This is a genomic window from Actinomycetota bacterium (genome assembly GCA_030776625.1).
Taxonomy (GTDB): domain Bacteria; phylum Actinomycetota; class CADDZG01; order CADDZG01; family WHSQ01; genus MB1-2.
Window position 1 is genome coordinate 729,315 of record JALYHL010000001.1, and the last position, 23,851, is coordinate 753,165.

Genomic DNA, 23,851 nt, shown 5'->3' on the forward strand with positions numbered 1-23,851 from the left:
GTGTTCGAAGCGCTCCATCAGCTCGCCGACGACATCCAATTTCTCAAGACGCGCATCATCAGCAACTGCTGTGGGTTGTTGCGGGATTCAAATGGGGCCTCAAGCACAAAATTATTGCGTGCTGGCGCAGGCCAGCCGCTCATGATCTGGCAGTTTGGAAGAAGACAAAGAGAGTCCGCCATGAACACGTCATCGAGCGCCGCTGGATGGTCAAGTTTCTCGACGGTCATCCGGAGGCGACCAAGGCCGCTATCTGGAACTACCCAGCCCGTGTAGTAGCTACCAGGAACATATCGGTCTAGCCGCGAGCAAAGCCGGGCTTGGCGCCGCTACATCGCGGCGGGCCTTCATGTCATTGATGGGCAAACTGACAGACGCTCGAACTCACGCAAGCTGACGTCGCGCTTCGTTCAACGCACAAGGAGCTGGATGAGTTCGACGGCTTCCATAGCCGTCATCCTTTCCTCCCAGACAATCGCAGGAGATTCGTAGGACTGTCAGCCCTGGAGGATCGGATCTATCCAGTCTTCGGGTGGTTCGATCTTTGCCTCCATGCCGGCGTGCTCAGCAAGGAGATAGAGCAGATTCGCGCCATCGAGCAGCTCCATCGGCTTACCCTGAGCGAACTCGAAGGACGCTTGCCCATACCCGCTGGTTGTGACCAGGATCCCTTTCGACGCCCCCTCATTGTGAACTGTCCCGAATAGATCCCTAACCGCGGCAACGCCGACCGTGTTCTTATACCGCTTCGCCTGAATAACTACCTTGCCGCCGAAGACCGGTCGCGGATCGTATGCAACACAATCAACCCCGCCATCACGGGACGGCCGGGTCTGGCGCATCTCCAAGCCCATCCTTTCAAAAAGGTTCGCGATAAGGCCCTCGAACTCCGTGGGGCTCAGCTCCATCAGGTTGGCGCGATTGTCGAGACCACCGATCACATCTTGACTATCGATGAACCGCGGATCGACCATATCGAACTCGATGACGGGACGAACCGGAGCCAGTTCCGCAGGGCTCTTCGAGACAGATGCATTAAGCGCTCTGAGGCAGGCGATCGGGTCAACCCGACTCAGATCAAGCGCCTCTAAGGCGTTACGCGTAGTCCGAACCGTGACCAAACAAGGACGAATCCGCTTCCCCGTGCCCTTGTCTATGGAATTAACCATTCCATTGAAAACGATGGTCTCCAGTAAGTGCGTGCGATCCGCCTCGAATAGCTCATGCAACGTGCGAATCGCTATCTGAGCGACAACTGACGCATACAGTTGCTTCCGCTGTGTTTGCGGACGCTTGGTCTCGGTCACGGAGTTCTTGGCCTTCACATACTTGTAGGAAGCAACCGCTGGAATAGCGTCGAACGTTGGCAAGTCGTACTCGACAACGAGTTGCTTCGACTCGGGCACAAACGCGAGGCGGGCGGTCTTTGGAAAGTCATCTGGGTAGGAACTTCGCTCTAACACCAGATTGAAGTATGCACATACCGCGTCGGGCTTGCCCGCGTGAAACTCATCTCGCAACTGCTCAATCCGTTTGTGTTGTTCATCAACTTCTATCTTGAGCTGCCTCGCTGTTTCTTCATGCTCACGCTGAGCCGTCGCAAGCTTCTCCAGGCGCAAGCGCTCGCTTTCCTCGTATCGTTCAAGAGAAGACGCGTAGGCAGCCTCGGCCGCTCTGACCGCCTCTTGATGGTGAACGTGCGCGGTTGTGACGCGCTCAGAGTGAACCTTCTTCCATCCCGGCCGCAGCTTGGCAAAGAACGTGGGTTCGGGAGGCAGCTCGACCTGGGACTGCTGGAGACTTGGCTTCGGAGTCGGGGCTGCAAGCTGTCCTGGGTCGAAGTCAGGGAGGTCGGGGTCGTCCTTCAGTGTTTCAAAATCAAGGTGGTCATCAACGTCGAGAGTTTCCTGCAGTAAACCTTCCAGACGCGCGACCTGAACCTCGAGCATTTCGTTCATCCGCTCGACTTCCCTGGTTGCGGTCCGCACCTCTTGCTGAGCCGCTGCCCGATCCGCTGCCTTCCTCGAACGCTCTGCTTCACGGCGCCGACGCTCTTCCTCGCGAGCTCTAATGGCTTGTTGTCGGAGGTACTCAGGGAGCCGATTCGAGCAGTACGGACACGTGACTCGACCCGTCGGGACTTCGTGGCGGCAGAACGGGCAATGGATTGGACTCACCAACTATCCGCTCCTTTCGAACCACGCTCCATGGGCGAGGTCTCGTCGAGATTAACCCTGCGAGGTGGCATCTGAGCGCTCCGCTACGGCGACCCCTCGACCCTATCCAGCGCGAACCTATGAATGCTCAGCTCACCAATAGTTCATCACCTCACTCATAGTGAAATGCCAGTTGGCCGCGGATATTTGATGAGATCAAGGACAGATCCGGTCCGGATGGCTACGGTAAAGGAAACATCTTTTCTGCCGTGTCAGGCGCTACGTTCCGATAGCTTTCACCGCTTCGATTAGAGCGGAAGCCCAGAGGCTTGACGACATACCGTTTAGGAAATTAATCACTGCGTTCCTCTGCGGCTCATCGAGCGCAGCGATTGCTCGCGAGAGTTCATCAATGCTTTCCTGCGTGATTCTCTGTCTCTCAGAAAGATCCTTCACTGTGTACAGGGTCTCAACGAGAAGCATCCACTCTTGACCAGATGCTTCCTTTAGGCCGAGCGTTAGTTGAATCAGTTGGCGTAAGCCTGATCTCAGCTCGGCGATGAGAGCGGGGGTCAACTCCAGCTCCTGATCACCAATGCGGATTGCCCTGGCGCCTGCCTCAAACAGCTGCATCGCCTCCTCGAGAGGAACCAGAGGTCTACCTTCGAAGGAAGCACTTTGAAGAGGCGCGTCGTGCGCTATTCGCCCCAATGTGCTGGGCAAAATAGGTGGACAAGTACAAACCGGGTTGCCACAGTCTTTGCATTTTCCCGGGTAGTTCGCTCCGAAGGCCTCGTCAAGACTCTTGCCCCGGTCTGCGATTGGTACTCTGGCCTTCTCGTAGATGAGCTCCTGCAAGTGCATCAGCCAAGCAAAGACGTCCGACGCCTCGCTTACGAAGTATCCGGGTGCGATTGGGAGCACCCTTAATGCCTCCGCAAGCTCCCCCATCTCCTCAGTGAATCGGGCGAAGGTCTGGGCGTAGGTCTCAGTCGCGTTCACTGGATACACATCTGCAAACATCCGCTGCCATCCACCGAGAGTCGTCGGACGCTTTCTCATATTGCTCTTACACAGATCCGCGACGCTTTGCCAATCCGGTCCGTCCGAATTCAGTTTGGTTTCCGCGCACTTCGCCGGCTTATGCGGCTCGGAGCGGCAGTAGGGACATACATAAGGAAACTTCGACCAAACTAGCTCTTCCACACTGATGACACCTACTCGTCCACAAAGTGCCATCCACCACGCCAACGCCTTCGGCACGAACGACTCGGGCGTCACGTCTGGCTTCTGTTTCTCGCTAGCCAAAAGGCTGAGACCCCCCACGACCTCAGAAAGGTGCGTGAACACTGAGAAAGGCTCGCGGTAGAAGTTCCGGTCAAGATAGATCCGATTGACCCGCCGGTACCAAGCGTCCAGACTACGGTCTTCGATTAGAACCACGCCAAGACGTTATACACTGTTGAGTGACACCTGCGCCTTATGTGGCGACCGAAGGGCGTCGGCTCAGCGAACATCGTCGGAGTCTTCTGCGTAACCCCGATCCCAGATCACTTCCTCTATTGAGGCGCCCCTGCGACGCTCAACCTTGACTACGATGTCGTCAACCTCCGGAATGCCGTACTGAACGGCGACCTCCACAACGGCATTTCTCTTGCCTCGAGCCTTTCGGCGCTCCTCGAAGGGATATTCCCGGATTGGTTGGAATGTCTGTGATCCACGTGGTCGCGCGTTATAGATAGTCGCCCCCGAGTTAATCGGGCACAAGAAGACGCGGTCTCCGTGGTGTTCAACCAAGGCGCGGCAGTCGACCGTTATAACCTCGTGGGCACGATCCCGATACATCCGTCCTTCTAGTAAGCCCATCAGCCGTTCCTCGGTCGCCCAGAAAAACACCCGAGAGTTCAACATCTGGAGCCATTCCCCGAGGCTCATGTCTGTAAGGCAGTTGCTAAGACGAGACTCATGAAGTACCAGCTGATCTCGAATCACCGCCGATCCAAACTGCGGATGCTCGATCGTGTGGCTACGGGTTCGACGCCTGGTCAATATCTCAGTGCGACGCTTGCCCTTTACGCCGAACAGATCAAGCAGGGCTTCCGTCGACAGCAGGCCGTGCCTTCGGATGCCTTCCCAAGACCCAATTTCGGCCATGTGAAACAGGAATGGATATGTCTCAACTAGGTCAGCCGTTTCCATCATTGACCCCGCCAGGACCGGCGGTCAATCACGCTGCGCAGGTCAAACCGTGTCGAGATGAGCGATACCGGGCACCCCGACACATACTCGAGTTCCTCAATGAAGCGAATGGTTTCTGGGCGTAGCTGATCAAAGCGGCGAGCCTTGCGGTTCTCTATATGTAAGTAATCCGCAAAGGTAAGGGCAATGTCACTGGGCCCATTCAGCAAGACCGACTTTCGAAATAAGGCCCAATCGAACTCACCCACCCTACGCTGCTTGAGGCTGACGGATCCCTTTTCAACGTCGTCCAGTTCTTCGAGTGGAACACCAGAGCGTGTCGACACGTCCTTCCACGTGATCTCCTGCGCGATGAATCCAGATGTCTCCCCTTTGGGACTCGCAACACGGATCGGATATGTACGACAGACCATCACAACGCGGCGTACGTTCCGTGGCGCTATACCGGCCTCAGCTAGACACCCTGCAACCGTGGTGTCCCTGCTCGTCACGTGAGGATATTCGCCGTGATAAAGGCTGAGCCCAGTTCCCTGAGTGCCTTCCAAAAGGATGCGATCACCACGAGCCATCGCATCCTCCAGAACTTCCGACGCGGACTTGATGAATGGACGGAGTTCCGCCACGTCCTTGGCGAGGAGAACACCCTCCTTGCGGTTCCGAATCCGTCGCGCCGTGGCCTCGCCCACCCCTTGACCGGTTGACCCGATGGACTTGACCAGAGCCTCTTCAGCAGCGACATCCTCGGGCGAAACGATCATGGCTTGAGGGTCGATCATCAAGCGCCCATATTCAGCGCCTGCTTCACGGATTTCCTTTAGCAGGGTCTCGACACTCAAGACGGCTCCAGGACCGATGAGCAAGTTCGCCTCAGCGGCTGCGAGGGTCCCTGAAGGCAACGACCGGTGCGTTACGGGCGGGTCGAGCGGCACCTTGTGGCCGGCGTTAGGTCCTCCTACTCGAACTAGCAGGTCATATTCAGGTGCTAGGTAGAAGGCGACATTCCCCTTTCCCTCACTCCCGTACTGGCCGCCAACTATCACGTCGACGTTGGCCGACGTAAGACCCACTCGAAATCCAAGTCGCGTAAGAGCTCGAATCTCTACGTCATCAGCAGTGCAAAGTTTGGTGTCAATCACGATGTCGGCATCAGCAGAAAGTCCCTCAACGCGTGCCTCCGTAGGGTCCTTCTTGACATCGGAATACTTGGGCAGTTCCCCCGCGCGCTCCGCTTTGCGACGTGAATAGCGCGCTTCGAGCTCTTCGGTCGGTGCCGTCAGATGAACATGAACGACGGCCCGCAAGAAGATTTCTCGCAAAGCCTCGATTTGAGAATTAAGCCGGACGGCATCAATGACGACGACAGCGCTTTCATCCAGCTGCGCAATCCTGGGCGCCAGCGACTCGGCGAGCCACCTGCCCTGCGTTGACTTGTCCAGTTGCTCACCCGCTTTCTGAAGCGCGGCTCGACCTTCTGTCTTCGGTTTGAGTTCTCGCAGAAGATCGTTCGTCTTCAGGTGAGTGGCGTCTAAACGGTTAGCCAGTCGAGATGCCAAGGTGCTCTTTCCGCTTCCGATAGGGCCGGAGAGCACGATGATCGAGCGGGCCATAGTTATCCCGCGCTAGATCCCTAGCGGGAGACTCTCCTGCGCAGGCTCCGACGCGACAGCGGGGGGCTCGGTGGCAAACTCCTGCCCAGGAAGGGTGTACACGTTCACATGGACTCCGCGACGAGTTAGAGCCTCGTCAATAAGCTCCTCAATGAGTGGCCAATGGCCCCGACCCTGCCCCGCACCTATGCGAGGCATATGAACACGTGCTCCGCTCTCCTTCGCTTTGTCACCGACGTCCTGAAGGCACTGCATTAGAGATGGATAGCGAATCCGAGGTTTCACCGACTCCCCGTACCCCTTCTGGGCCACCATGCTGGCGATGCGCAGGGTTGAACTGACAGAAAACCAATGGACTGTGCCCAAGGTTTGGTCAGAACCAGCCCGAGCCCACTCCGAGAACTCCTTTTGTGCCGCCGCGTACCGCGCTCCAAGAGATCGAGCGAAGGGTCCACCCCAAGACTTCGCACGATCATTGACCACATGAGCAATAATCTTTGGCCCATCGCCGCGGGGATCTGTGGCATCGCCAAAAAGATGATTGACCGTGGCGACACGTGGCTCCAGGTGCTCGGCCGGTAGCAGCAGCCCCAGAATCCGAGGTAGTTGATCACCTGGGTACGGGGGAGCTCCTACTGCCTGAACCTCAACCTCCAAATCACCCCAACGTTCGCGGGCCTTGGCTGTGAATCCAACCGCTGTGCACTCCGCAAGCACGGAGTCGTTCGGGAGTGTGACCTTTCTCGAAAGTGGAGGATCCCACCCCCTGGAACCAATCACGTAATCGAGCCGGAACCCCGACTCTGACGACGCACCGTCCAGTCTCGCTGCAGCGAACACAGCTACTGGGTGAACCGTTTCCTTTGCGACACGCAGCATCAGAGCTTCGATCGAAACATCGAACTTTTTGCGAAGCTGCATTAGGTGGTTGATGTCGAGGTGCTCCTGTGCAATCTCCCCGAGGCTCGATGTCGGCATCAACAATTCACCCGCGGCGATGTTGCACAAGAGCTCCAATTGCCAGTCATCCGAACCCCACACGCGATGACCCGATCGATAGCGAATTGCCTCGTGGACGTCCGGGAAAAACAGGTGAGCCAGTTCATGCGCGACAGAGAATTTCAATCGGCCGCGCGGTCGAGTCGGGTTGTATTCGATCCGAGGGGGGTTTGCAAGGACTCGAGCGTCTTCAAGCCCGGGATGTGGGACGACATTCACGCCGAGTAAATTTGCGAGTTCGAAGGGGTCGAACGGAGGACCATCCCACCCTTTGTCGACCGCCTCTAGGACGGTCGAACGTGCTCGTTCCCGGATAGCGTCAATCGGGTCGGCCTCGCCCGCGAAAGCCAACACGGAGGCGTTAGTCCAGAATTTCTCAGTCTGCGACACGATTTATCGTACACACGGCTTGCGACACAGTCCCGAACCCTGAACCCAGGGCGCCTCTCACCATCCAGGGATGTTAAGAGGAGGTCATACCCGGACCGGCGGCAATGGGGAAGAGGGAACGACGCTGGCATCGCAGGTCGACCTAGCCCGAGGCAGGCGACTCTAGTCTGCGCGTCCTTTGGAGGACGGCATTCCGAGCGTCCTTTTCTTGGTTCGACGAAACACATGCAACGTCATCTCATTCCGAATGAGGTGCTGGCTGTGTCGAGCAATCGGGTTCCCGCGCGTCCTGCGTCGGCTAAAAACCAGACGGACCTACGTCCCCTCCGCAACCAACCTCGACGTCAGGGGCGGATCTGCAGTTGCGGGTTCAGTCGCGGTTTGAAGTGGACTCCATCGCCAGAGCCGAGACCCTCCATCTCGTAGACCGTCACCCCGAAGCCAGACGTCCAGTCGTTCGAGTAGATGCGGCCGTTGTACCAGTAGGCACCCCACGGCTCAGGCAGGGTGCGGCCCTGAGCCTCTGCAGCGAAACCGATCTCCTTGGGGTTGCGTGGGTTCGAAAAGTCCACCACGGTCGTGCCTCCGTTGTAGAAACCCGCGGTGAGAACGTAGCGAGAGCGATCCTTCGTCGGAACGACCGAGAAGTTGTGGGCCCAGCAGAACGATCCGACGACCTTGCGCGGCAGGTGGAAACGTCCTACCTTCTTCGGACGTTTGCGATCCCTGATGTCGTAGAAGGCGATCTCGCCCTCCTCCGTCCTGCAGTTCCCCGCCTCCTGGCCTACCGCTAAGTAGTTCCCGTCCCAGGTGAACGCCGCGGCGTGGTGCCCCTCGGCCCAATCGCTGGGTAGCTTCGAGATGATCTTCGGAGCGGCCGGCTTGGTGATGTCCCACAGCCAGGAGTGCTGCCAGCACGCTCCTAGAGCCATTCCCTCCTCCGGGAACGCCGTGATGTCGTGGCATCCCTCGCGCAGGTTCATCCTAGGCTCGGCGACGATCTCGGCCTGAGTGGGGTCACCGGCAGGCATCTCGATGATCGTGATCCGCGCACAGTAGGGGACGTGATCTCCCGCGTAAGGAGGCGCCAGCGCGGAGTTGTAAAGGTAGAGCTTGTCCCCGTCGGGGATGAGGGTGTGGGTATGAGAACCACACACGATCGGGATGAACTTCACCTGACGGGGCTCTCGAGGATCCGAGATGTCGATGATCCTGATGCCCTCCATCCCGAAGCCCACGCCGGACTGGTTACACGTACCGTTCACACCGATGTTGGGCGTGAGTCCGTACGAGCTCTGGTGCTCGATCGAGACGAAGACGTAATCACCCCACACCGACACGTCTGCTTGCGCGCCGGGGCAGTCGAAGAAGGAAAGCTGCTTGAGGTACGGGGCTCGTTCCAAGATTCTGAAGAAGCCGATGCCCTCCCAGGCCCCGGCAACCAGCAGATCGCCCTGGAAGGCTAGATCGGATCCTGCCGCCCTCCTGCTACCGGTTGTGAACGAGGTTCCGTTGTTCATCTCGATAGGCACCTGGGCGAGCTGTTCCAGATCGGGCCCAGCGGGGGTCGCGGCCTCCAAAGGAGCAGCGGCGGCGGCGATAACAGCTACAACCGCGATCGTGGCCCTTACGACTCGTCTTCCCACTGGCCCCCCAGAGTTAGCGTGCCCGCACCTCTTCTCCAGGGACCCTGCGTCTTCCTGCAGGTCGCCTCAAGTGGCCGCTCCGCGTGCGTCTTAGACGACGTCGTCACTGATCGACTTCCCCCGAAGGAGGGAGGACGCTAAGACGCGGCTTCCTGGAGCTTCCGAACAAAGAACTTGTTCCCCGACGCCTCGAAGAAGGCCTCCGCCGCCGCTCTGGCATCCTGGGCCTCCACTCCCCCGACCAGCAGAGCGAAATCCATCTGGCATAGCGCCTTCCCCAGCGGGATGTCCAGCTCCTCCCACGACCGAAGTGCCCGCCTATACAGCTCTATGGCCGCATCGCGGTCTCCGTCTAAGGCGGCGATACCCGCCTCCAGAGTGATCCGCCTGCACCGCTGCCATGGGTTTCGTAACGGGGACCTCTCGAGTACCTCTAGCTGTTCTTTCGCCTCCTCGAGGAGGCCGCCCCACAACGCAGCTCGCCCGACGATCAGATGCGTGGAGAACGACTCTGCAAACCCTTTCTCCTCCATGCCCTCTGCTTCGGCGAGAGCGCTCCGGTAGTCGCCTCGCACGAAAGCGACCGTGGCTTCAGCCAATGCCAAGGAGGAGGAGTCCTGCATAGAAGAGGTGTCTTGGATGAATGTCTTGAGCTTGGCGAGGTAGCCCTCCGCCAGATCGAGGTTGCCTGCGTAAGCCTCTGCCACCGCCGCCGATGAGAACAGATAGAACTGGTTCTCTCCGAGAGAGTCCGCCTCCTCACTCATCACCAGCCGGATCTCGTCCCAGCGCGCCAGGTGCACCGAGGCGTCGATGAGGTTGTCCAAAAGGTAGGACCGTTGATCGTGGGAGCCCAGGCGGTCGGCGACCTCCAGACCCTTTCTCGCATTTTCTACGGCGGCCCTGGGGTCAACGGCTAGGTCGTTGGCAGATACGTTGACAAGGGCGCGTGCCTGCTGGCTGGGCAAGCCATGCTTCTCGCTGAGGTGAAGAGCGCCGCGCAGCAGAGCGTCGGCCTCCCGCGTCCGACCCGCCCATATCGCGCCGATGGCCCTAGTGGAGAGGCAGTCTGCGATCAACGCGACGTCATCGGCTCGCTCGGCTATCTGCATCGCCAGGGCCGTGTAGCGGCTGCTGACCTCGTGGTTACCCAGGAACGTACTGATGCGCGCGTACTCCTCGTACAAGGTCGCCGCAGCAATAGATCCCTTGTCGGGAACCTCCTCGACAGCTTGGGCAAGCAACCTCGCGGCATCGTCTGAACGCGCGGTAGACCAATAAACAATCGCGAGCTGAGCCTGCGCACGGGCGCGCAGGTCGAAATCATCCGTCTGACGCAGTATCTCGATCGCAGCTTCGAGAAGCGCGGCGGCTTTCTCGAGCTCGCCGACGTGGGGAGCGGCCTCTCCCGCCTTGAACAACAGGCGCGCCTGCTCCACCTTCGGTGGGTTGAGGCTGAGAGCCGTCTCGAGAAGAGAGAGAGCCTGCGCGCTAGATCCGAGAGACCCAGCTCGTTCTGCGGCTGCCTCCAACGCCTCTCGGGCACGCTGAGCCAGGGTGGCCGAGGCAGCATCGTCCTTAGTGGAGTTCTTGTACGCCTCCATGTAATGGGAGGCGATTACCTCGATCGCGTCAGGTTCTTCGAGGGAAGTGAAGTATTCCGCGGCCTTCAAGTGTCGGTCTGTGCGATTTTGCCTCGACAGCGTCTGGTACGCGACCTCGCGGATCAGACTTTGAACGAAGCCGTACTGGCCGCGCTCCGGCGAGCGTGGATCCGTATCGACGACGAGGAAGTCACGACGAACAAGATTATTCAGGCGCGCCTCGAGGTCGGCGGAACTCTTCGAAGTCAACGCGCTGAGCGAATCAAGCGTGAACGTCTTTCCCAGCACCGACGCGTCCTGCACGAGCAACCGGTCCTCCGTCGCCAACGAATCCAGTCGCGACGCGATCAAGGAGTGCAGAGTGTCGGGAATCTCCACGTCTGCCGTCTTGCCTATCCACCGGTACCCAGCGTCGGCGGGCGCCAGATCTCCCTTGTCAATGAGCATCCGGACCATCTCCACGGCATACAGAGGGACCCCTTCGGAGCGCGAACTGATGTCGTTGCGCACCTGCGCGGGGAGATCCTCGGCCACCGATTTCAAGAGCATCATCATGTCGTCCTCTACGAGGGGTTCCATGTGGATCGAGCAGAAGTTCCGCAGACCAGCCCCCCAGTTCGGGCGTTTGTCCAAGAGCTCAGGGCGGGCAAGGGCCAAGATGAAGATGGGACTGTTGCGCGCCCATGCGAGCAGATACTCGATGAAATCGATGACGCCGGCGTCGGCCCAGTGAAGGTCCTCGAACACCAGCACCACGGGACCCCTCTCCGCGATCCGCTCGAAGAAAGTGCGCCAAGCCGCGAAGTGTTGCTCCACGCCTACATCCGCGTCCTGGACCAGCCCGATCAAGTGCGCGAGGTGTGGTCGGAGCCAGTCACCGTCCCCTTGTGGGAAGTGGTCCGAGATGCAGTCATCCAGTTTCGCTATAGCTGCCTGATCATCGTCGGTCTCCGCGATTCCCGCGCGCATCCGGATCATCTCGGCGAGGGCCCAGAAAGCGACCCCCTCGCCGTATGCAGGCGAGCGCCCCTCGTGCCAGAAGATCGAGTCGCTCAGCCCGTCGACGTATTTGAACAGTTCCCAGACCAGACGCGATTTGCCGATCCCACCGACGCCCACGATCGATGCGAGGCGCGGCTTGCCCTCCCGGCCGGTGGTGTGCAGCAGATCCTTCATCAACCGGAATTCCTCGGCTCGGCCGATGAAGGCGGGTTCCATCGAGTCCGCGAACTTGCGACCACCCAACCCGGCCACAACCCTCAGCGGCCGCCACGTCTCCACAGCGACCTGCTTGCCCTTGAGCTCGACCTCACCGGCCGGCTCGAACGCTAGGGTGTCTCGCGCCCCAAGGTAGGTGGCGCGGTCCACGAGAACCGTGTCGGGTGCTGCTGCCGACTGCAGACGAGAGGCGGTGTTAACCGTGTCTCCAGTCATCATCCCTTGACCCACGGCCGCTAGGTTGACGGCGGCCTCCCCCGTGAAGATGCCGGCCCGAGCATGCAGCTCTGTCCCCACGGACTCGCCGAGCTGCAACACCGCCTCCACGAGGTCCAACCCGGCTCTCACCGCTCTTCCGGTGTCGTCTTCGTGCGCCACCGGTGTCCCCCAGACCGCCATCACTCCGTCTCCGATGAACCTCTCGACGACTCCTCCATAGAGCCCGACGATGTTCTCGGCTTGCTCGAAGTAGAGAGCCAGCATGTCCCGGACATCTTCTGGGTCTCTGTGTTCGGAGTACGTCGTGAACGCGACCAGATCCACGAACAGGACCGAGACGACCCTCCGCTCCGCCCAGACCGAGGTCGTCTCAGCGAACGGATCGGCCGCACTAACGGCTGCCTCGACTACGGGCGTCCCACATTCGCCGCAGAAGGCCCCACCCGGATCCAGAACGGCTCCGCATGTAGGGCAGCCGGCTTCCAGAGCCGCACCGCAAGAAGTGCAGAACTTCCGGCCGGTGCGGTTCGGTGCATCGCAGTTCGCGCAGAACAGCTGGGCTCCTTGCAAACTCTCTCCCGATCGCTTGCTGGTGGCACACCGCTTCTCCGCGGACCCAAGCGTAGACTGAAGTCGTCCAGCGTCTCGGCCGAGCGGTCGGATCGGCCGCAGCAGGAGTGCGGTGCCCTCAGCGACATCGTTCCGAACGATGAGATGAGGAGGCGTTCCTTTTTTAAGGCTCCTCGTTCTGCGCCGAGGGGAAGCGGGGCACGTACTCGCGTCTGAATCTGAAGTTATGCCGCAGTTGGGCTACGAAGTGGAGGAACCAGCTGATCAGGAACGCGGTTGCAGAGACTCCCACCAAGGCCCGGGTCGATCCGGTCAGTCGGTTCGTGACGAGTGCTGCCCCTGCGGCCAACAGAGCGGAGTTGATGCTCGCGATGACCGTTGGTGTGGTGATCATGAACTGCAGCCAGGGACGGAAGTTTGTTGATTCCCCGAAGCTGTAGGTGGTCGCTATCCCTGCCTCATCATCGTATTGCGATGTCGTGAAGTAAGGCTCCAGCTCCGGTGCCAACTCCAGGTAGCCGTGGCGCAAACGATTCATCGCTACCACGTGGTACAGGTCCTGCGCGTTGATCTGCACCAGACGTGCAAACGTAGCGATACCTAGGAAGAGCACGACCGGTAACAGGACCATCGCGAAGGTAAGAAAGGAGCCCTCGAAGGCAGTCGCGTCGGCAACCAGTGCCAACGCAACCACTGCCGCAGACAAAACGGTAAGAAACACAGTGGTCCGAGAGGACGCCTCTGCCCATGTCATCGAACGGGTCCCGAGCACATCCAATGCTCGGTGGCCAGGATGGTGGCCGCGCTATCGCTGAATGTCGGATATTGGCGGCCTAGACCGCTTTGATCACCTTCCATTCCACCCCCGGGCTTCATCCGCTAAGAGTGCTTGTGAATCCTGTGTTCTGCTCCGCGGCCGGTCGGCGCGGAGAAAGGTCACAGCGCCCGCTCGGCGACGGCCAGCAGGTTCCCCTCCGAGTCTTTGAACCAGGCGCCGCGTTCGCCCGAAACCTCCGCGATCCCGTCAACGGTCTTGATCCCAGGCATGTCGTACTCCTCGAACACGACCCCGTTCTTGCGCAGCTGATCGACCACCCCGTTCAGATCGTCCACCTGCCAACCCAACTGCGTGTGCGTCCCCGATGCCTGCCCGGACGATTCGAAGAGGACAAAGCGGCCCTCCCCGCATTCGTACTGCAACCCGTCCGGTCGCTCTTGGGGGGGCTTGAGGCCAAGCTTCTCCTCGTAAAAAGCGCGAGCTCGATCCAGGTCCTGAGCGGGAATCATCGCGGAGACGGTAGAGCTGCCAAGCATCCTGTCCTCCCTGACTTGACCAACAGTGCATCAGGCGCACTTCCTGCGTCCTTTGTCAATGCCCGTCATCAGGTACGAGGTGACGCTTCATCCGACCCACGCCCCGAGCCAGTGGAGACTTGTTCCACCTCTCGGCGCTGTCGCTTTAGCCATCATGGGACGCGCTGACATCTCCGAAGGAGGCTCTGTTCCGCCTAGGGTGAACTTGTGGCCGCTCAAGTGAGTGTCATCAATGGGGCCGAAGTCTTCTGGGAATCTGCGGGTGAGGGTGCGGCCGTCGTCTTGATCCACGCGGGCGTAGCGGATCTCCGCATGTGGGACGACCTCTTCGGGAAACTCTCGCTGGACTTCCACTGCATCCGCTACGACCTCCGGGGTTTTGGACGCTCCTCGTTTCCCCCGGGCCCGTTCTCGCACGTCGACGACCTCGAGGCCCTGCTCGATGCGGCGGGTGTTGATTCGGCCACTCTGGCCGGTGCTTCATTCGGGGGTGGAGTCGCGGTCGATTTCACCCTCGCTCACCCTCACCGGGTTTCACGCCTCGTCCTCGTTGCGGCTGCCCTGCGAGGCCACGAGTGGTCGGAGGAGGTACGCCGTTTCGGCCGCGAGGAAGAAGCCGCACTCGATGCCGGTGATGTGGACGCGGCCGTGGAGCTCAATCTCAAGATGTGGGTAGACGGACCGCGTCGGGAACCCACAGCAGTGCCAGCGCGAACGCGAGCAAGCATCGGGGAGATGCAGCGCAACGCGTTCGAAAAACAGATCGCCGCCTACGAGCAGACGCATCCGCCGACGGAGGTAGACGACGTCCAACCGCCCGCGGCCACCAGGCTGGCTGACATCCGAGTACCGACCTTGGTCGTCGTCGGCGAGGATGACGTTTCGGACTTCCTCGAAATCGCCGACCGCGCCAGCCGAGAGATCGCACACGCCCGGAAAGTTGTGATCCCGGGGACGGCCCACATGCTCACCCTCGAAAAACCCGACGAGTTCGCCAACCACGTACTTCGCTTCCTTAAGGAGCCTGAGACGGAGGGAGGACGGACCAACCTCTAGCGCGTGGGGACGAGCGCGCCAACCATGATCCCCATGACGTCCTCCCGTGGCCGCGTGTTGTCGTAGATCGACGTAAGGCGCAGCGTGTCCCCTTTCTGCACCCGGATGCCTCGCCCGCTGGACCACGTTGACATCTTCGTGAGGTACCACGGCTCACGCTTGATGCCGTAGCTCGCGCGCGACGTGTAGATGTCGTCATCCTGCGTCAGGTTCTCGAGGGTGAGACTGAGGCCACCGTCGTGGAGGTGCCCGCCCAGGAAGACGAAGCGGCCGCTCGTGGGCATCTTGTAGGTCCAGCGTTCCCTGTCGAGGCCACTCCCCTCGTCGACGTCGTACACGGGATCAGAACGACAGTTCCTGACGTCAAGCCACACCGGCTCGATGTTCGTAAGCCCCTCTGCCTCGGCGTCGGCCACGTAACGCATGTCGAACTGCACGTAGACCTCCGATGCCCCGTGCATGCCGTCGAGATGCGCGGTGAAGGCCCACCACGGCGTCGACTGGGTCAGCCGCTGGCTCACCTTCGGGTCCCATCGGTAGCCGTATCCATCCGGTAGGACGAACTTCGTCGCTTCCTTGCCCGTGGCGAAGAAGCGCTCGTAGCCGGGGAATCTCCCATCATCATAGGAATCGCACGTCATGTCGCGCTCGTAGGGGTTCAGCCACACGGCGTGGTGGAGGTGCACCTCGTGGTGTCCCACCGCTTTACCGTCACCGTCCACGAGCTTGGCTTGGCCCGAGGTGACGTAACCCGCCTCTGACGGAGCGGCGACGCCGGTCATGATCTCGTGCATCTCGCCGGCCTCGATATCGAACGGGCCGATCAAGCAGCGGTAACCCGGATCCGTCCGGAGGCAGTACGAGGGCACGGCCCCGAGAGGAGGCGTCGCACCCGCGGCCGAGGAGCCCGCCACCGGTGCCGCAACGAGTAGGAACGCCAGCACGAAACGTCGCAGGATCATGTGAGACGGCTTCGACATCGAGAGGTCCATACCTCTTGGCCCCTTCGCCGCTCGTCTACAGGCTTTTGGTGAACCTGAGACAGCGGCCGTGGCGGCTACTTGCCGGTGAAGCGCAGGATCTCGAGGCCCCGACGGTAGTCGTGGACGTAGACGATGTCGTCGCTGATCCACTCCGCCGACGAGGTGTGGCCCGCGATCGGCTGGAAGTAGCCGATCTCCTCCATCTTGCCGTTGCTGCTCACTTCGACGAAGCGGGTGCCCCAGTCGTAGTGGCCGATCGCCACGACGCCGCCGTTGCGCCAGTCCGGGTGCGGGTCGAACCAGTGCCCGCAGTAGAGCGTGTGTGCCGGAGCATTGCCGTCGGCGTACGCACCGCGGCCCCCAACGCGCCACTCCGACAGCTTCTTGAAGATCGCGCCCGGACGCGGGCCCTTCTTCACCGCCGCCCTCGCGTCGAACGTCGCCAGCGCGTGGACGTCATCTTGAGCGCAGTCGCTGCCGGCGGTGGAGGTGCCCTGCGGCGCCACCTCGGCGCTCATCAACAGAAGAGAGTCCTTCGCCTGTCGCGGCCAGATCGCCGAGTGGTAACCGAGCGCGTGGAAGTCCGGGGAGAAACCACTGAGCTCCTTCGGCTTCAGGGGGTTGCGCATGTCCAGGTAGAACGAGGGCTGCCCCGCGCCGATGAGCAGGCCGGGTGCGACCTCCTCGAAGTCGTGCATGTAGTTCGCCCCGTCGACGTGGTCTTTCCAGTTGGCGATCTCCTTCGGCTCCGCCGGATCACGCAGGTCGAGGACGTGACCCGTGCGACCGATCGCGTACTTGCAGTCCAGGAAGCACGTCCAGGTGTGATCCGACAGCGCGATCGAGCCCGCCACTTTCGGCGCGGTCTTGTCGCTGACGTCGATCACCTTCAGCGCGGTCGGTGACCCGCCCTGCGTGTACGCGTTCACCAACAGGATCTTGCCGTTCGTGTCCGGGTCCTCCTGGGCCAGCGCCGCTCCCGAGCCGATCTGCGGCGCGAGCAGCTGGCCGGCTAGCTGCGGCGACTCCGGCTTGGAGGTGTCATAGATGAAGAGGCCTCGCGGATCGGTCAGGTAGTAGTACTTGCCGACGAGCTTGCCGCCCGAAGTGCCGACATGACGCGGGTTGATGCTGACCCACTCGACGTTGTCGCTCGAGAATCCGCCGCTGTCGGCCGCGGCTAGGTTCGGCTCGGCCGCGGCGAGCGGCGCCGTCATCAGGACGGCCGCCGAGGCTGCGGCGATAAGTGCGATGCGATTACGACGCAAGTCCAACCACCTCCTGGAGATATCTGCGGGAAAGATTCGACGCCCCTCGGCCCCAGACCTGCTGGCCCGGACGGCCCGGGCGTGACCAAGCGCGGCGCCCAGCGGGCGCGACCTCAGCCGGACAGGTAACTTCGCAGCCGGGAGTGATCTCGTGGGAGGGGGAGCGATGGCTTCGCTGGACGGGCGCGGTGGCTCGAGCATGAAGACAAGAGACGGATCAGCGGGTGTTCGGCCGTCGAGGCGGGAGCGTTTCCCTCAGCTCGTTGCCCTGGTGTTCGGCGCGATGACGGTTCTGTTCGGGGCGTGGGCGTTCTTCGACCCGCGCTCGTTCTTCGACAACGTCGCCGTGTTCGAGCCGTTCAACCGGCACTTCATCCATGACATCGGGGCGTTCCAGATCGGCCTCGGGTCGGTCCTGGTCCTCGGCGCCATCCTGCGGGACTCTCTTCAGGTGGTCTTATCGGGTGTAGGCGTCGGCGCGGTCTTCCACGTGATCTCCCACATCCTGGACCGTGACATCGGCGGCAAGCCCGCTACGGACATACCGTTCTTTGCGCTGACGGCAGCGATTCTCGTGGCTGCCGCAGTGGCTAGAACCGACACGGTGAAAACCGACCGCTCTCAAGGCACCTGAGAGAAAGGAAGGATCCTCTGCCGGGCATGCCTCTGGTTCACGGAACCTAGGCGGCCGCGTCGGGTTGATCCCCGCTAGGCTGCGGCCATGGCCGAAGTCGCCGATCTCTACAAACAGCTCCGCGACGACATCTCTGCGCTCGTGACGGGGCTTGAGCCGCAGGCGCTGGAGATGTCGGTTCCGGCGACTCCCGGCTGGAGCGTCAAGGACATCGTCGCCCACCTCGCGGCCGACGCCACCTATGTCATCAACGGCGACTTCCCGGCGCAGTTCTTTCAGGCGTTCGGGGAGGCTGACGCCGTTGCCGTTCTCAACGACTGGACGGGGCGCCACGTCGAGGAGCGCAAGAGTCATTCGCTCGAACAGCTACTTCAGGAATGGAACGCTTCGGGGGATCAGCTCATAGCCATGATGCGAGGAGAGACGCCGTGGCCTGATGGGTCCTTCATGTTCGCCGACCGCGCTCTGTTGACAGACGCCACGGTGCATCAGCAAGACATCTTCGGAGCTCTCGGTATCGAACACGCCCGCGACAGTGCGCCGATCAAGATCGGCCTCAGGGGCTATATCACCGTGCTCGGATGGCGTCTCGCCTCCTCGGGCGTCCTGCCGCTGCAGGTGGATACCGGGGAGAAGTCGTATACCGCCGGAGACGGGGAACCCGCCGCGAGCGTCAAGGCGACTCCCTTCGAGCTGTTCCGCGCTATGTCGGGACGTCGGAGCCCGGAGCAGATCGCCGCATACGAGTGGCAGGGCGACCCGGCCCCCTACATCCCCTACTTCTATCCCTACGGCATCAGGCAAGACGCTTTGGTCGAGTAAGAAGCCGTGCCGCGGCCGAGCAGAGTACGCCCCTCAGGGTAGTAGCCCCTCTTACAGCTCTCCGGGCAAGAGAGACCACATGACGACGTCACCGCGACCGCCGCGTTGCAACGCCACCGAACGCAGGACGCCCTCGCGTGTAAAGCCGACCCGCTCGAGGACGCGTTGTGAAGCTTCATTGGCCACCGAGGTGACAGCCTCGATCCTCTCTAGCCCAAGACCAAATGCGTACTGCGCCAGGGCTCTGCACGCTGTCGTCGCGACTCCGCGTCCGCGGGCCGCGGGCAATAACCAATAGCCGACCTCGCCGATTTTCTCGTCCCAGCGGATCTTCCGCACAGTCCCACCGCCCATGAGGGATCCCGTTCCGGGATCACAGATCCCGAGGGTGGCGGCGTACCCCTCCTCCAACCACAGCGGAAGCCTCTCCTCGATGACAGCCCTCACCATCTCCAGAGGCGGGTGGGAGAACGGCATGTCCGCGGGCTCAACGATGCCGTCATCGTTCAGGGCCGCGTGAACGATCTCAAGATCGTCGACTGTGAACCGTCGTAACAGGACGCTATCGAACAGGATCCCTTCTGCAGGAAAGTCGATCTTCATATGCACCCCAACATAAGACGCCTCGACCGGCGCGGTCTAGATTCCTGCGGACGACGGTGCATGCGTGGGTCGCGCTCGGGCTGCACCTCCTCGCCTGCTTCTTCTACGTCCTTTCGGAACTCTTGGCGTCGCCGTCCGCGGTCGTGGCGAGGCGGCGCATCGCCTCGATCCCCACAAGCGGCCCCGGCACCAACAGAAGGAAAGCCCACCGCCAGGAGACCGCGCTCTCGAAAGCCGGGATCAGCCAGATCGTGACGACCGTCAACAAGAAGCCGCCTGCGAGCTGCAGGGTCAGTGCGGTGCCGACATAGCGCTGGTCCGCGTGTTCGGTCACGAGCGTCGAGTACTGGGCCGAATCCGCGACCACTGCCAATCCCCACACCAACGCGACCACGAGAACGATCCACGTCGCGCGCCCGAAGGTGAAGCCGATGATGACGGCGCAACCGCCGGAAACCGACAGCGACCAGAGGTTGAGCCGCGCCCTCCCCCACCTGTCGGCGAAAAGACCGCCTGCGTAACAACCGATTGCGCCGATACCGATCACGGCGAACGTCGCTGCCGCCGCGAAAGCTCCGTCCTGAGAACCGTTCACCGCGAGGGACGCGCGGAAGAAGACGAGGAACCAGGCCCACATCGCGTACAGCTCCCACATGTGGCCGAAGTAAGCGAGCGCCGCTAGGCGCAGCGTGCGGTTGCCGAACGCGAGGCGGGCCTGGCGCATGTCGAAGACCGCCTGCGGGAAGGGGAACGGCCCCTCCCTCACCAATGCCCACACGATTAGCGCGCCCACGACGGTCGCGACGGAGGTGGCCGTGATCACCGTCGGCCAATCGAGCCCTCCCAGCGCGTTCACGAGGTGAGGCAGCGCGCTCCCCAGCGTGAGCGCGCCGACCATCACGCCGAGCGCGGTGCCCCTGCCGGTCGTGAACCACGTCGCCATGAGCTTTAGCGCCGGCGGATACAGCCCCGCGAGGAACGCTCCCGTCAAGAAGCGCAGAGGGATCGCAACGAACGGCCCGTCCGCGAGCAAGAGCAGCAGGTTCACACCCGCCGCTCCGACCGAGGACACGATCATGATCGAGCGAACCGGCAGCACGTCCGACAGGTTGAGCATCGATGACAGCACCGCGCCTGCCACGAACCCGAGCTGGACCGCGATGGTGAGCCAGGCCGCCGTCGCATCCGTTAAACGCCACTCGTCACGCAGTTGTGGGATCACGGCCGAAGCCGAGAACCACGTCGACATGGAGAGGACCAGCGCTACCGCGAGGATGAGAAGGACGCGCGTGCGGCCCTCGGGCGCGACCAGCGTCGGGTTCATCCGCACATCATCCCGAAGCCGTAGCTCGGCCTTCGGATTCGGTGTTGCGACCGTCTAATCCTGTGCGCTCGAACCCCATTCGCTACGAGGGTCCGAGAACGCGCTCCGCTCACCCGACTCGGCGTCGTATGCCGCCGCCTGCACCACCGGGATTATGAAGTACTCCCCCTCCCGCTGCAGCCGGTGACCTCGCCGTTCCAACTCTTCCTGACTCCCCAAGGGCACACGCGCATCTTCGATGCCCATGTCGTCGAAGAAGCAGCGGGCGTCGATGCGTTCCGCGTCGACCGCCTGCGCCACGTTCAGATCGAAGTCGATGGTGTTCACGATGGTCTGAAGGACGCCCATGATGATGCAGGGCCCCCCGGCGCCGCCGACCGCAAGGACGGCCTTCCCATCTTCCACCACAAGCGTCGGGCTCATCGAGGAGCGCGGGCGTTTGCCCGGCGCCGGCGCGTTCGGGTGACCGCGCTGGTTATCGAAGTCGGTTAGCTCGTTGTTCAACAGGAACCCGGTTCCCGGAGCCACGACCGCGCTTCCGAACACCTGCTCGATCGTGCAGGTGACCGCCACCGCGTTGCCGGCCTTGTCGATGACAGATACATGGGTCGTGTGCGCCTGGTGACCGGAATCATCGGCCCACACGTCGGGCGCTGACGAGCGCGGCCGCTTGCCGGCTTCGTACTCCTTCGCTTGGTCAGGCTCGATCTCGGCGCGGCGCTGCGAAGCGTAGCGCCCGCTTGTCAGCCATCCCGTTGGAACGTCCACGTATGCAGGATCACCCACATAGGCAGCACGGTCGGCCCAGGCGATCTTCTGCGCTTCGGCTAGATAGTGGAGGTGATCAGCCGAGGTCTGACCAGCCTTGGCGAGATCGAATCCCCTCAGGATGTTGAGCATCTCGGCTATGGCAACGCCGCCCGAAGCCGGCGGCGGCATGCCGATGACCCGGCGCCCGCGATACCGCGACACAATCGGCTGTCGCCAGATCGGCCGGTAGGACGCCACGTCTCGGGCCCGCATGGTCGAGCTGCCGGACCTCTTCATCTCCTCGATGAGAAGGCTCGCTATCTTGCCTTCGTAGAAAGCACGCGGGCCCCGGGTGGCGATCAGCTCGAGGCTGTCGGCGTAGTCCTCCTGAACGAGCGTGGCTCCCGGCGGATATGGAAGCGTCCCGCCGACGAGATAGATCCGCGCCGACTCCGCAAAGACTCGAAGCCGGTGGGCATTCAACGCCATGTCTTGCGATAGCTCGGGGCTGACGGGGAAGCCGTCGCGCGCTAGAGCCTCCGCTGGGGAGATGACATCGGTGAGCGATTTCGTCCCGAACCGCCTCAGTGCAGCCGCCATGCCCGCGACCGTCCCGGGCACGCCGACTACCTCGTGGCCCGTGCCCCAATAAGCGCTGCCGTCTCGGAAGGTATAGCGGGATGGAGCGGTCTCTCGGAAGTCGAGCGCTGCGATACGACCCCCCGCGCTGCGATACACGAGGAAGCCGCCGCCTCCGATCCCGCACATGTCGGGGCGGGTCACGCCGACGGCGAAGACCGCGGCTACGGCGGCATCTATGGCGTTCCCGCCCTGGTCGAGGATCGACATGGCCGCGTCGGCTGCCAGGGGGTGGACGGAGGCGACAACACCTTTGCTGCCTCGAACCGGTTCGCGGTAGCGGGTCCCCTCAGCGGTAAGGGCCGTCGGCAGCTGAGCGGAGAAGAGCGCGACCAGCAGCGCCGCTAGCAGCCCGCGCCGCAACGCAGGGCGCTTACGGGAGCCGGTGATAGACGGGGAGATATGCCGCATGAGGGTTCATCCTGCAGGAGAACCCGCGGGTGGGCAAGGGCGTTTGGGACGTCGCACGCGGTGCCTCAGCAGTCCCCCTATCGGGTGAGGCTTCTATCCGCTTGGGGGATGCAGGTGTAGCGGCTGGAAATCGATACCAATAGGGACACAGACGGCAGAGAGGAGCGGTCATGGGCCAGATCCAAACGTGGAGCCAGCGGGAAGACGGCGACCTGACCGGCGTGACCGCGGTAGTGAGACTCGAGGCGGCCACCTTCACGCTCGACAGGCTGGAGCTGATACTGCAATTGCGAGAGGTGCAAGAACGGAACCAGCTGATGTCCGAACTGGTTGCCTAAGCAGAACCGGCTTCGCCCAACTCCGGCTGATCCCCGGATTCCCACTCCGCTGCGGTTGGTCCCGTTCCTCCGACACCTACCTGTGCCAGGGCCTGGTTGACCCGTAGAGTCGAGCTGACCTTGCAAACGGTGCGCCCACAGGAGGAGCGATGGCGACTCATCCCGCTCGGCCCTCGGGGACAACACTCGCGGCCTTCGCCGGCACCGTTGTCATCGGCGGAGCGAACTACATCGCTGTCAAGTTCAGCAACCAGGAGCTCGACCCCCTATCGGGCGCAGCACTCCGCTTCCTCGGTGCCGCGATCCTGTTGTTCCTGATCTGCGCCATCGGGAGATACCCGATGCCGCGCGACCGCGCGGCGATAGGCGCGGCGATCTACGGCCTCCTTGGCTTCGGCCTCTCCTATGCGCTCGTCTATTACGCCATCGTCGGGTTAGGCGCCGGACCGACCGCGGTGATAGTGGGCGCCGTTCCGTTAGCGACACTGCTTCTCGCCGCTCTGCACCGGCAGGAGACTCTGACGGTGCGCGGGATCGCCGGAGGACTACTGGCTCTGGTGGGTATCGCGATCCTTTCGATCGGCTCGCTGGACGCAGATCTCGAACCCTCCTACGTCATCGCTGCCGTCGTCGCGGTCATATCCATCGCGGAATCCAGCGTCGTCATCAAAGGCTTCCCGAAGACCCACCCGATGAGCACCAACGCCGTCGCCATGGCGGTCGGAGCGCTGTTCCTGGTGGTCGGGTCTTTCCTGTTCGATCAACGATGGGCGCTTCCGACCTCTGCTCGCACCTGGGCTGCACTGACGTGGTTGGTGGTCGTCGGTTCCGTTGGGCTCTTCTGGTTGTTCCTCTACGTCATCGAACGATGGACGGCCTCCGCAACGGTCTACGTGCTGGCGCTCATGCCGGTGGTCGCCGTGATCCTGGGCGCCTTTTTCGCGGACGAGGCCATCACGACCGAGCTCGTCGTCGGTGGCGCATTGGTGCTGTGCGCCGTCTATATCGGTGCCTTGCGCTCAAAGCCGCAGGACGCGCCCGCCGCCGTCCCGGAAACCGGCACCCTCCAGGCCGCCCCAGAACCTGCGGAGTAGCGGTTGC

At 61.9% G+C, this 23,851-nt stretch carries 20 protein-coding genes; 6 read left to right on the forward strand and 14 right to left on the reverse strand.

The genetic code is table 11. The features are described from left to right. Positions 1 to 17: 17 nt before the first annotated feature. From M3N53_03540 to M3N53_03555, 4 genes are all read right to left on the reverse strand, one after another. Positions 18 to 230: a hypothetical protein gene (locus M3N53_03540; GenBank protein ID MDP9067410.1), complete on the reverse strand. Its 213-nt coding sequence runs from the start codon at positions 228 to 230 to the stop codon at positions 18 to 20. A gap of 267 nt (positions 231 to 497) precedes the next feature. Next, a complete protein-coding gene (locus tag M3N53_03545) occupies positions 498 to 1,958 on the reverse strand; it encodes a restriction endonuclease (protein ID MDP9067411.1) in 1,461 nt (486 codons plus the stop codon). Positions 1,959 to 2,435: 477 nt separating this feature from the next. Next, a complete protein-coding gene (locus tag M3N53_03550; GenBank protein ID MDP9067412.1) occupies positions 2,436 to 3,599 on the reverse strand; it encodes a hypothetical protein in 1,164 nt (387 codons plus the stop codon). Positions 3,600 to 3,662: 63 nt separating this feature from the next. Beyond that, positions 3,663 to 4,091 carry a hypothetical protein gene (locus M3N53_03555; GenBank protein ID MDP9067413.1) on the reverse strand — a complete coding sequence of 143 codons (429 nt, stop codon included), beginning with the start codon at positions 4,089 to 4,091 and terminating at the stop codon, positions 3,663 to 3,665. Between the two features lie 30 nt (positions 4,092 to 4,121). Here M3N53_03555 and M3N53_03560 point away from each other — a divergent pair, with 30 nt between their 5' ends. After that, positions 4,122 to 4,340 carry a hypothetical protein gene (locus M3N53_03560; GenBank protein MDP9067414.1) on the forward strand — a complete coding sequence of 73 codons (219 nt, stop codon included), beginning with the start codon at positions 4,122 to 4,124 and terminating at the stop codon, positions 4,338 to 4,340. A 14-nt stretch (positions 4,341 to 4,354) separates the two neighbouring features. Here M3N53_03560 and M3N53_03565 read toward each other — a convergent pair whose 3' ends face one another. From M3N53_03565 to M3N53_03585, 5 genes are all read right to left on the reverse strand, one after another. Next, the gene (locus M3N53_03565; GenBank protein MDP9067415.1) at positions 4,355 to 5,962 is read right to left on the reverse strand and encodes an adenylosuccinate synthetase; all 1,608 of its coding nucleotides are present in this window, start codon (positions 5,960 to 5,962) and stop codon (positions 4,355 to 4,357) included. A gap of 1,733 nt (positions 5,963 to 7,695) precedes the next feature. Continuing rightward, a complete protein-coding gene (locus M3N53_03570) occupies positions 7,696 to 8,997 on the reverse strand; it encodes a hypothetical protein (protein ID MDP9067416.1) in 1,302 nt (433 codons plus the stop codon). A 137-nt stretch (positions 8,998 to 9,134) separates the two neighbouring features. Continuing rightward, positions 9,135 to 12,608, reverse strand: a complete 3,474-nt coding sequence (locus M3N53_03575) for an AAA family ATPase (protein ID MDP9067417.1) — start codon at positions 12,606 to 12,608, stop codon at positions 9,135 to 9,137. A gap of 163 nt (positions 12,609 to 12,771) precedes the next feature. Then, positions 12,772 to 13,239, reverse strand: a complete 468-nt coding sequence (locus tag M3N53_03580) for a hypothetical protein (protein ID MDP9067418.1) — start codon at positions 13,237 to 13,239, stop codon at positions 12,772 to 12,774. A gap of 305 nt (positions 13,240 to 13,544) precedes the next feature. Further along, the gene (locus M3N53_03585) at positions 13,545 to 13,922 is read right to left on the reverse strand and encodes a VOC family protein (protein ID MDP9067419.1); all 378 of its coding nucleotides are present in this window, start codon (positions 13,920 to 13,922) and stop codon (positions 13,545 to 13,547) included. A 207-nt stretch (positions 13,923 to 14,129) separates the two neighbouring features. Here M3N53_03585 and M3N53_03590 point away from each other — a divergent pair, with 207 nt between their 5' ends. After that, entirely contained in the window at positions 14,130 to 14,978 is an 849-nt protein-coding gene (locus M3N53_03590) for an alpha/beta hydrolase (GenBank protein ID MDP9067420.1), read from the forward strand. Here the strand turns inward: M3N53_03590 and M3N53_03595 are convergent. After that, the gene (locus M3N53_03595; GenBank protein MDP9067421.1) at positions 14,975 to 15,970 is read right to left on the reverse strand and encodes a hypothetical protein; all 996 of its coding nucleotides are present in this window, start codon (positions 15,968 to 15,970) and stop codon (positions 14,975 to 14,977) included. The genes M3N53_03590 and M3N53_03595 overlap by 4 nt on opposite strands. A 65-nt stretch (positions 15,971 to 16,035) precedes the next feature. Continuing rightward, positions 16,036 to 17,235: a hypothetical protein gene (locus M3N53_03600; GenBank protein MDP9067422.1), complete on the reverse strand. Its 1,200-nt coding sequence runs from the start codon at positions 17,233 to 17,235 to the stop codon at positions 16,036 to 16,038. Between the two features lie 160 nt (positions 17,236 to 17,395). Here M3N53_03600 and M3N53_03605 point away from each other — a divergent pair, with 160 nt between their 5' ends. Both M3N53_03605 and M3N53_03610 read left to right on the forward strand, forming a co-directional pair. After that, positions 17,396 to 17,863, forward strand: coding sequence for a hypothetical protein (locus M3N53_03605; protein MDP9067423.1), 468 nt, complete (start codon positions 17,396 to 17,398; stop codon positions 17,861 to 17,863). 87 nt (positions 17,864 to 17,950) lie between these two features. Beyond that, complete coding sequence (locus M3N53_03610; protein ID MDP9067424.1) at positions 17,951 to 18,685, forward strand: maleylpyruvate isomerase family mycothiol-dependent enzyme; 735 nt, start codon at positions 17,951 to 17,953, stop codon at positions 18,683 to 18,685. 51 nt (positions 18,686 to 18,736) lie between these two features. On the opposite strand, the gene M3N53_03615 is transcribed toward M3N53_03610, so the two are convergent. From M3N53_03615 to ggt, 3 genes are all read right to left on the reverse strand, one after another. Then, positions 18,737 to 19,288, reverse strand: coding sequence for a GNAT family N-acetyltransferase (locus M3N53_03615; protein MDP9067425.1), 552 nt, complete (start codon positions 19,286 to 19,288; stop codon positions 18,737 to 18,739). 103 nt (positions 19,289 to 19,391) lie between these two features. Next, complete coding sequence (locus M3N53_03620) at positions 19,392 to 20,612, reverse strand: MFS transporter (protein MDP9067426.1); 1,221 nt, start codon at positions 20,610 to 20,612, stop codon at positions 19,392 to 19,394. Positions 20,613 to 20,666: 54 nt separating this feature from the next. Continuing rightward, positions 20,667 to 22,412 carry a gamma-glutamyltransferase gene (ggt, locus tag M3N53_03625; GenBank protein MDP9067427.1) on the reverse strand — a complete coding sequence of 582 codons (1,746 nt, stop codon included), beginning with the start codon at positions 22,410 to 22,412 and terminating at the stop codon, positions 20,667 to 20,669. A gap of 170 nt (positions 22,413 to 22,582) precedes the next feature. On the opposite strand from ggt, the gene M3N53_03630 reads away from it, so the two are divergent. Beyond that, entirely contained in the window at positions 22,583 to 22,750 is a 168-nt protein-coding gene (locus M3N53_03630; GenBank protein ID MDP9067428.1) for a hypothetical protein, read from the forward strand. A 149-nt stretch (positions 22,751 to 22,899) separates the two neighbouring features. After that, a complete protein-coding gene (locus tag M3N53_03635) occupies positions 22,900 to 23,844 on the forward strand; it encodes an EamA family transporter (protein MDP9067429.1) in 945 nt (314 codons plus the stop codon). Positions 23,845 to 23,851 lie beyond the last annotated feature (7 nt).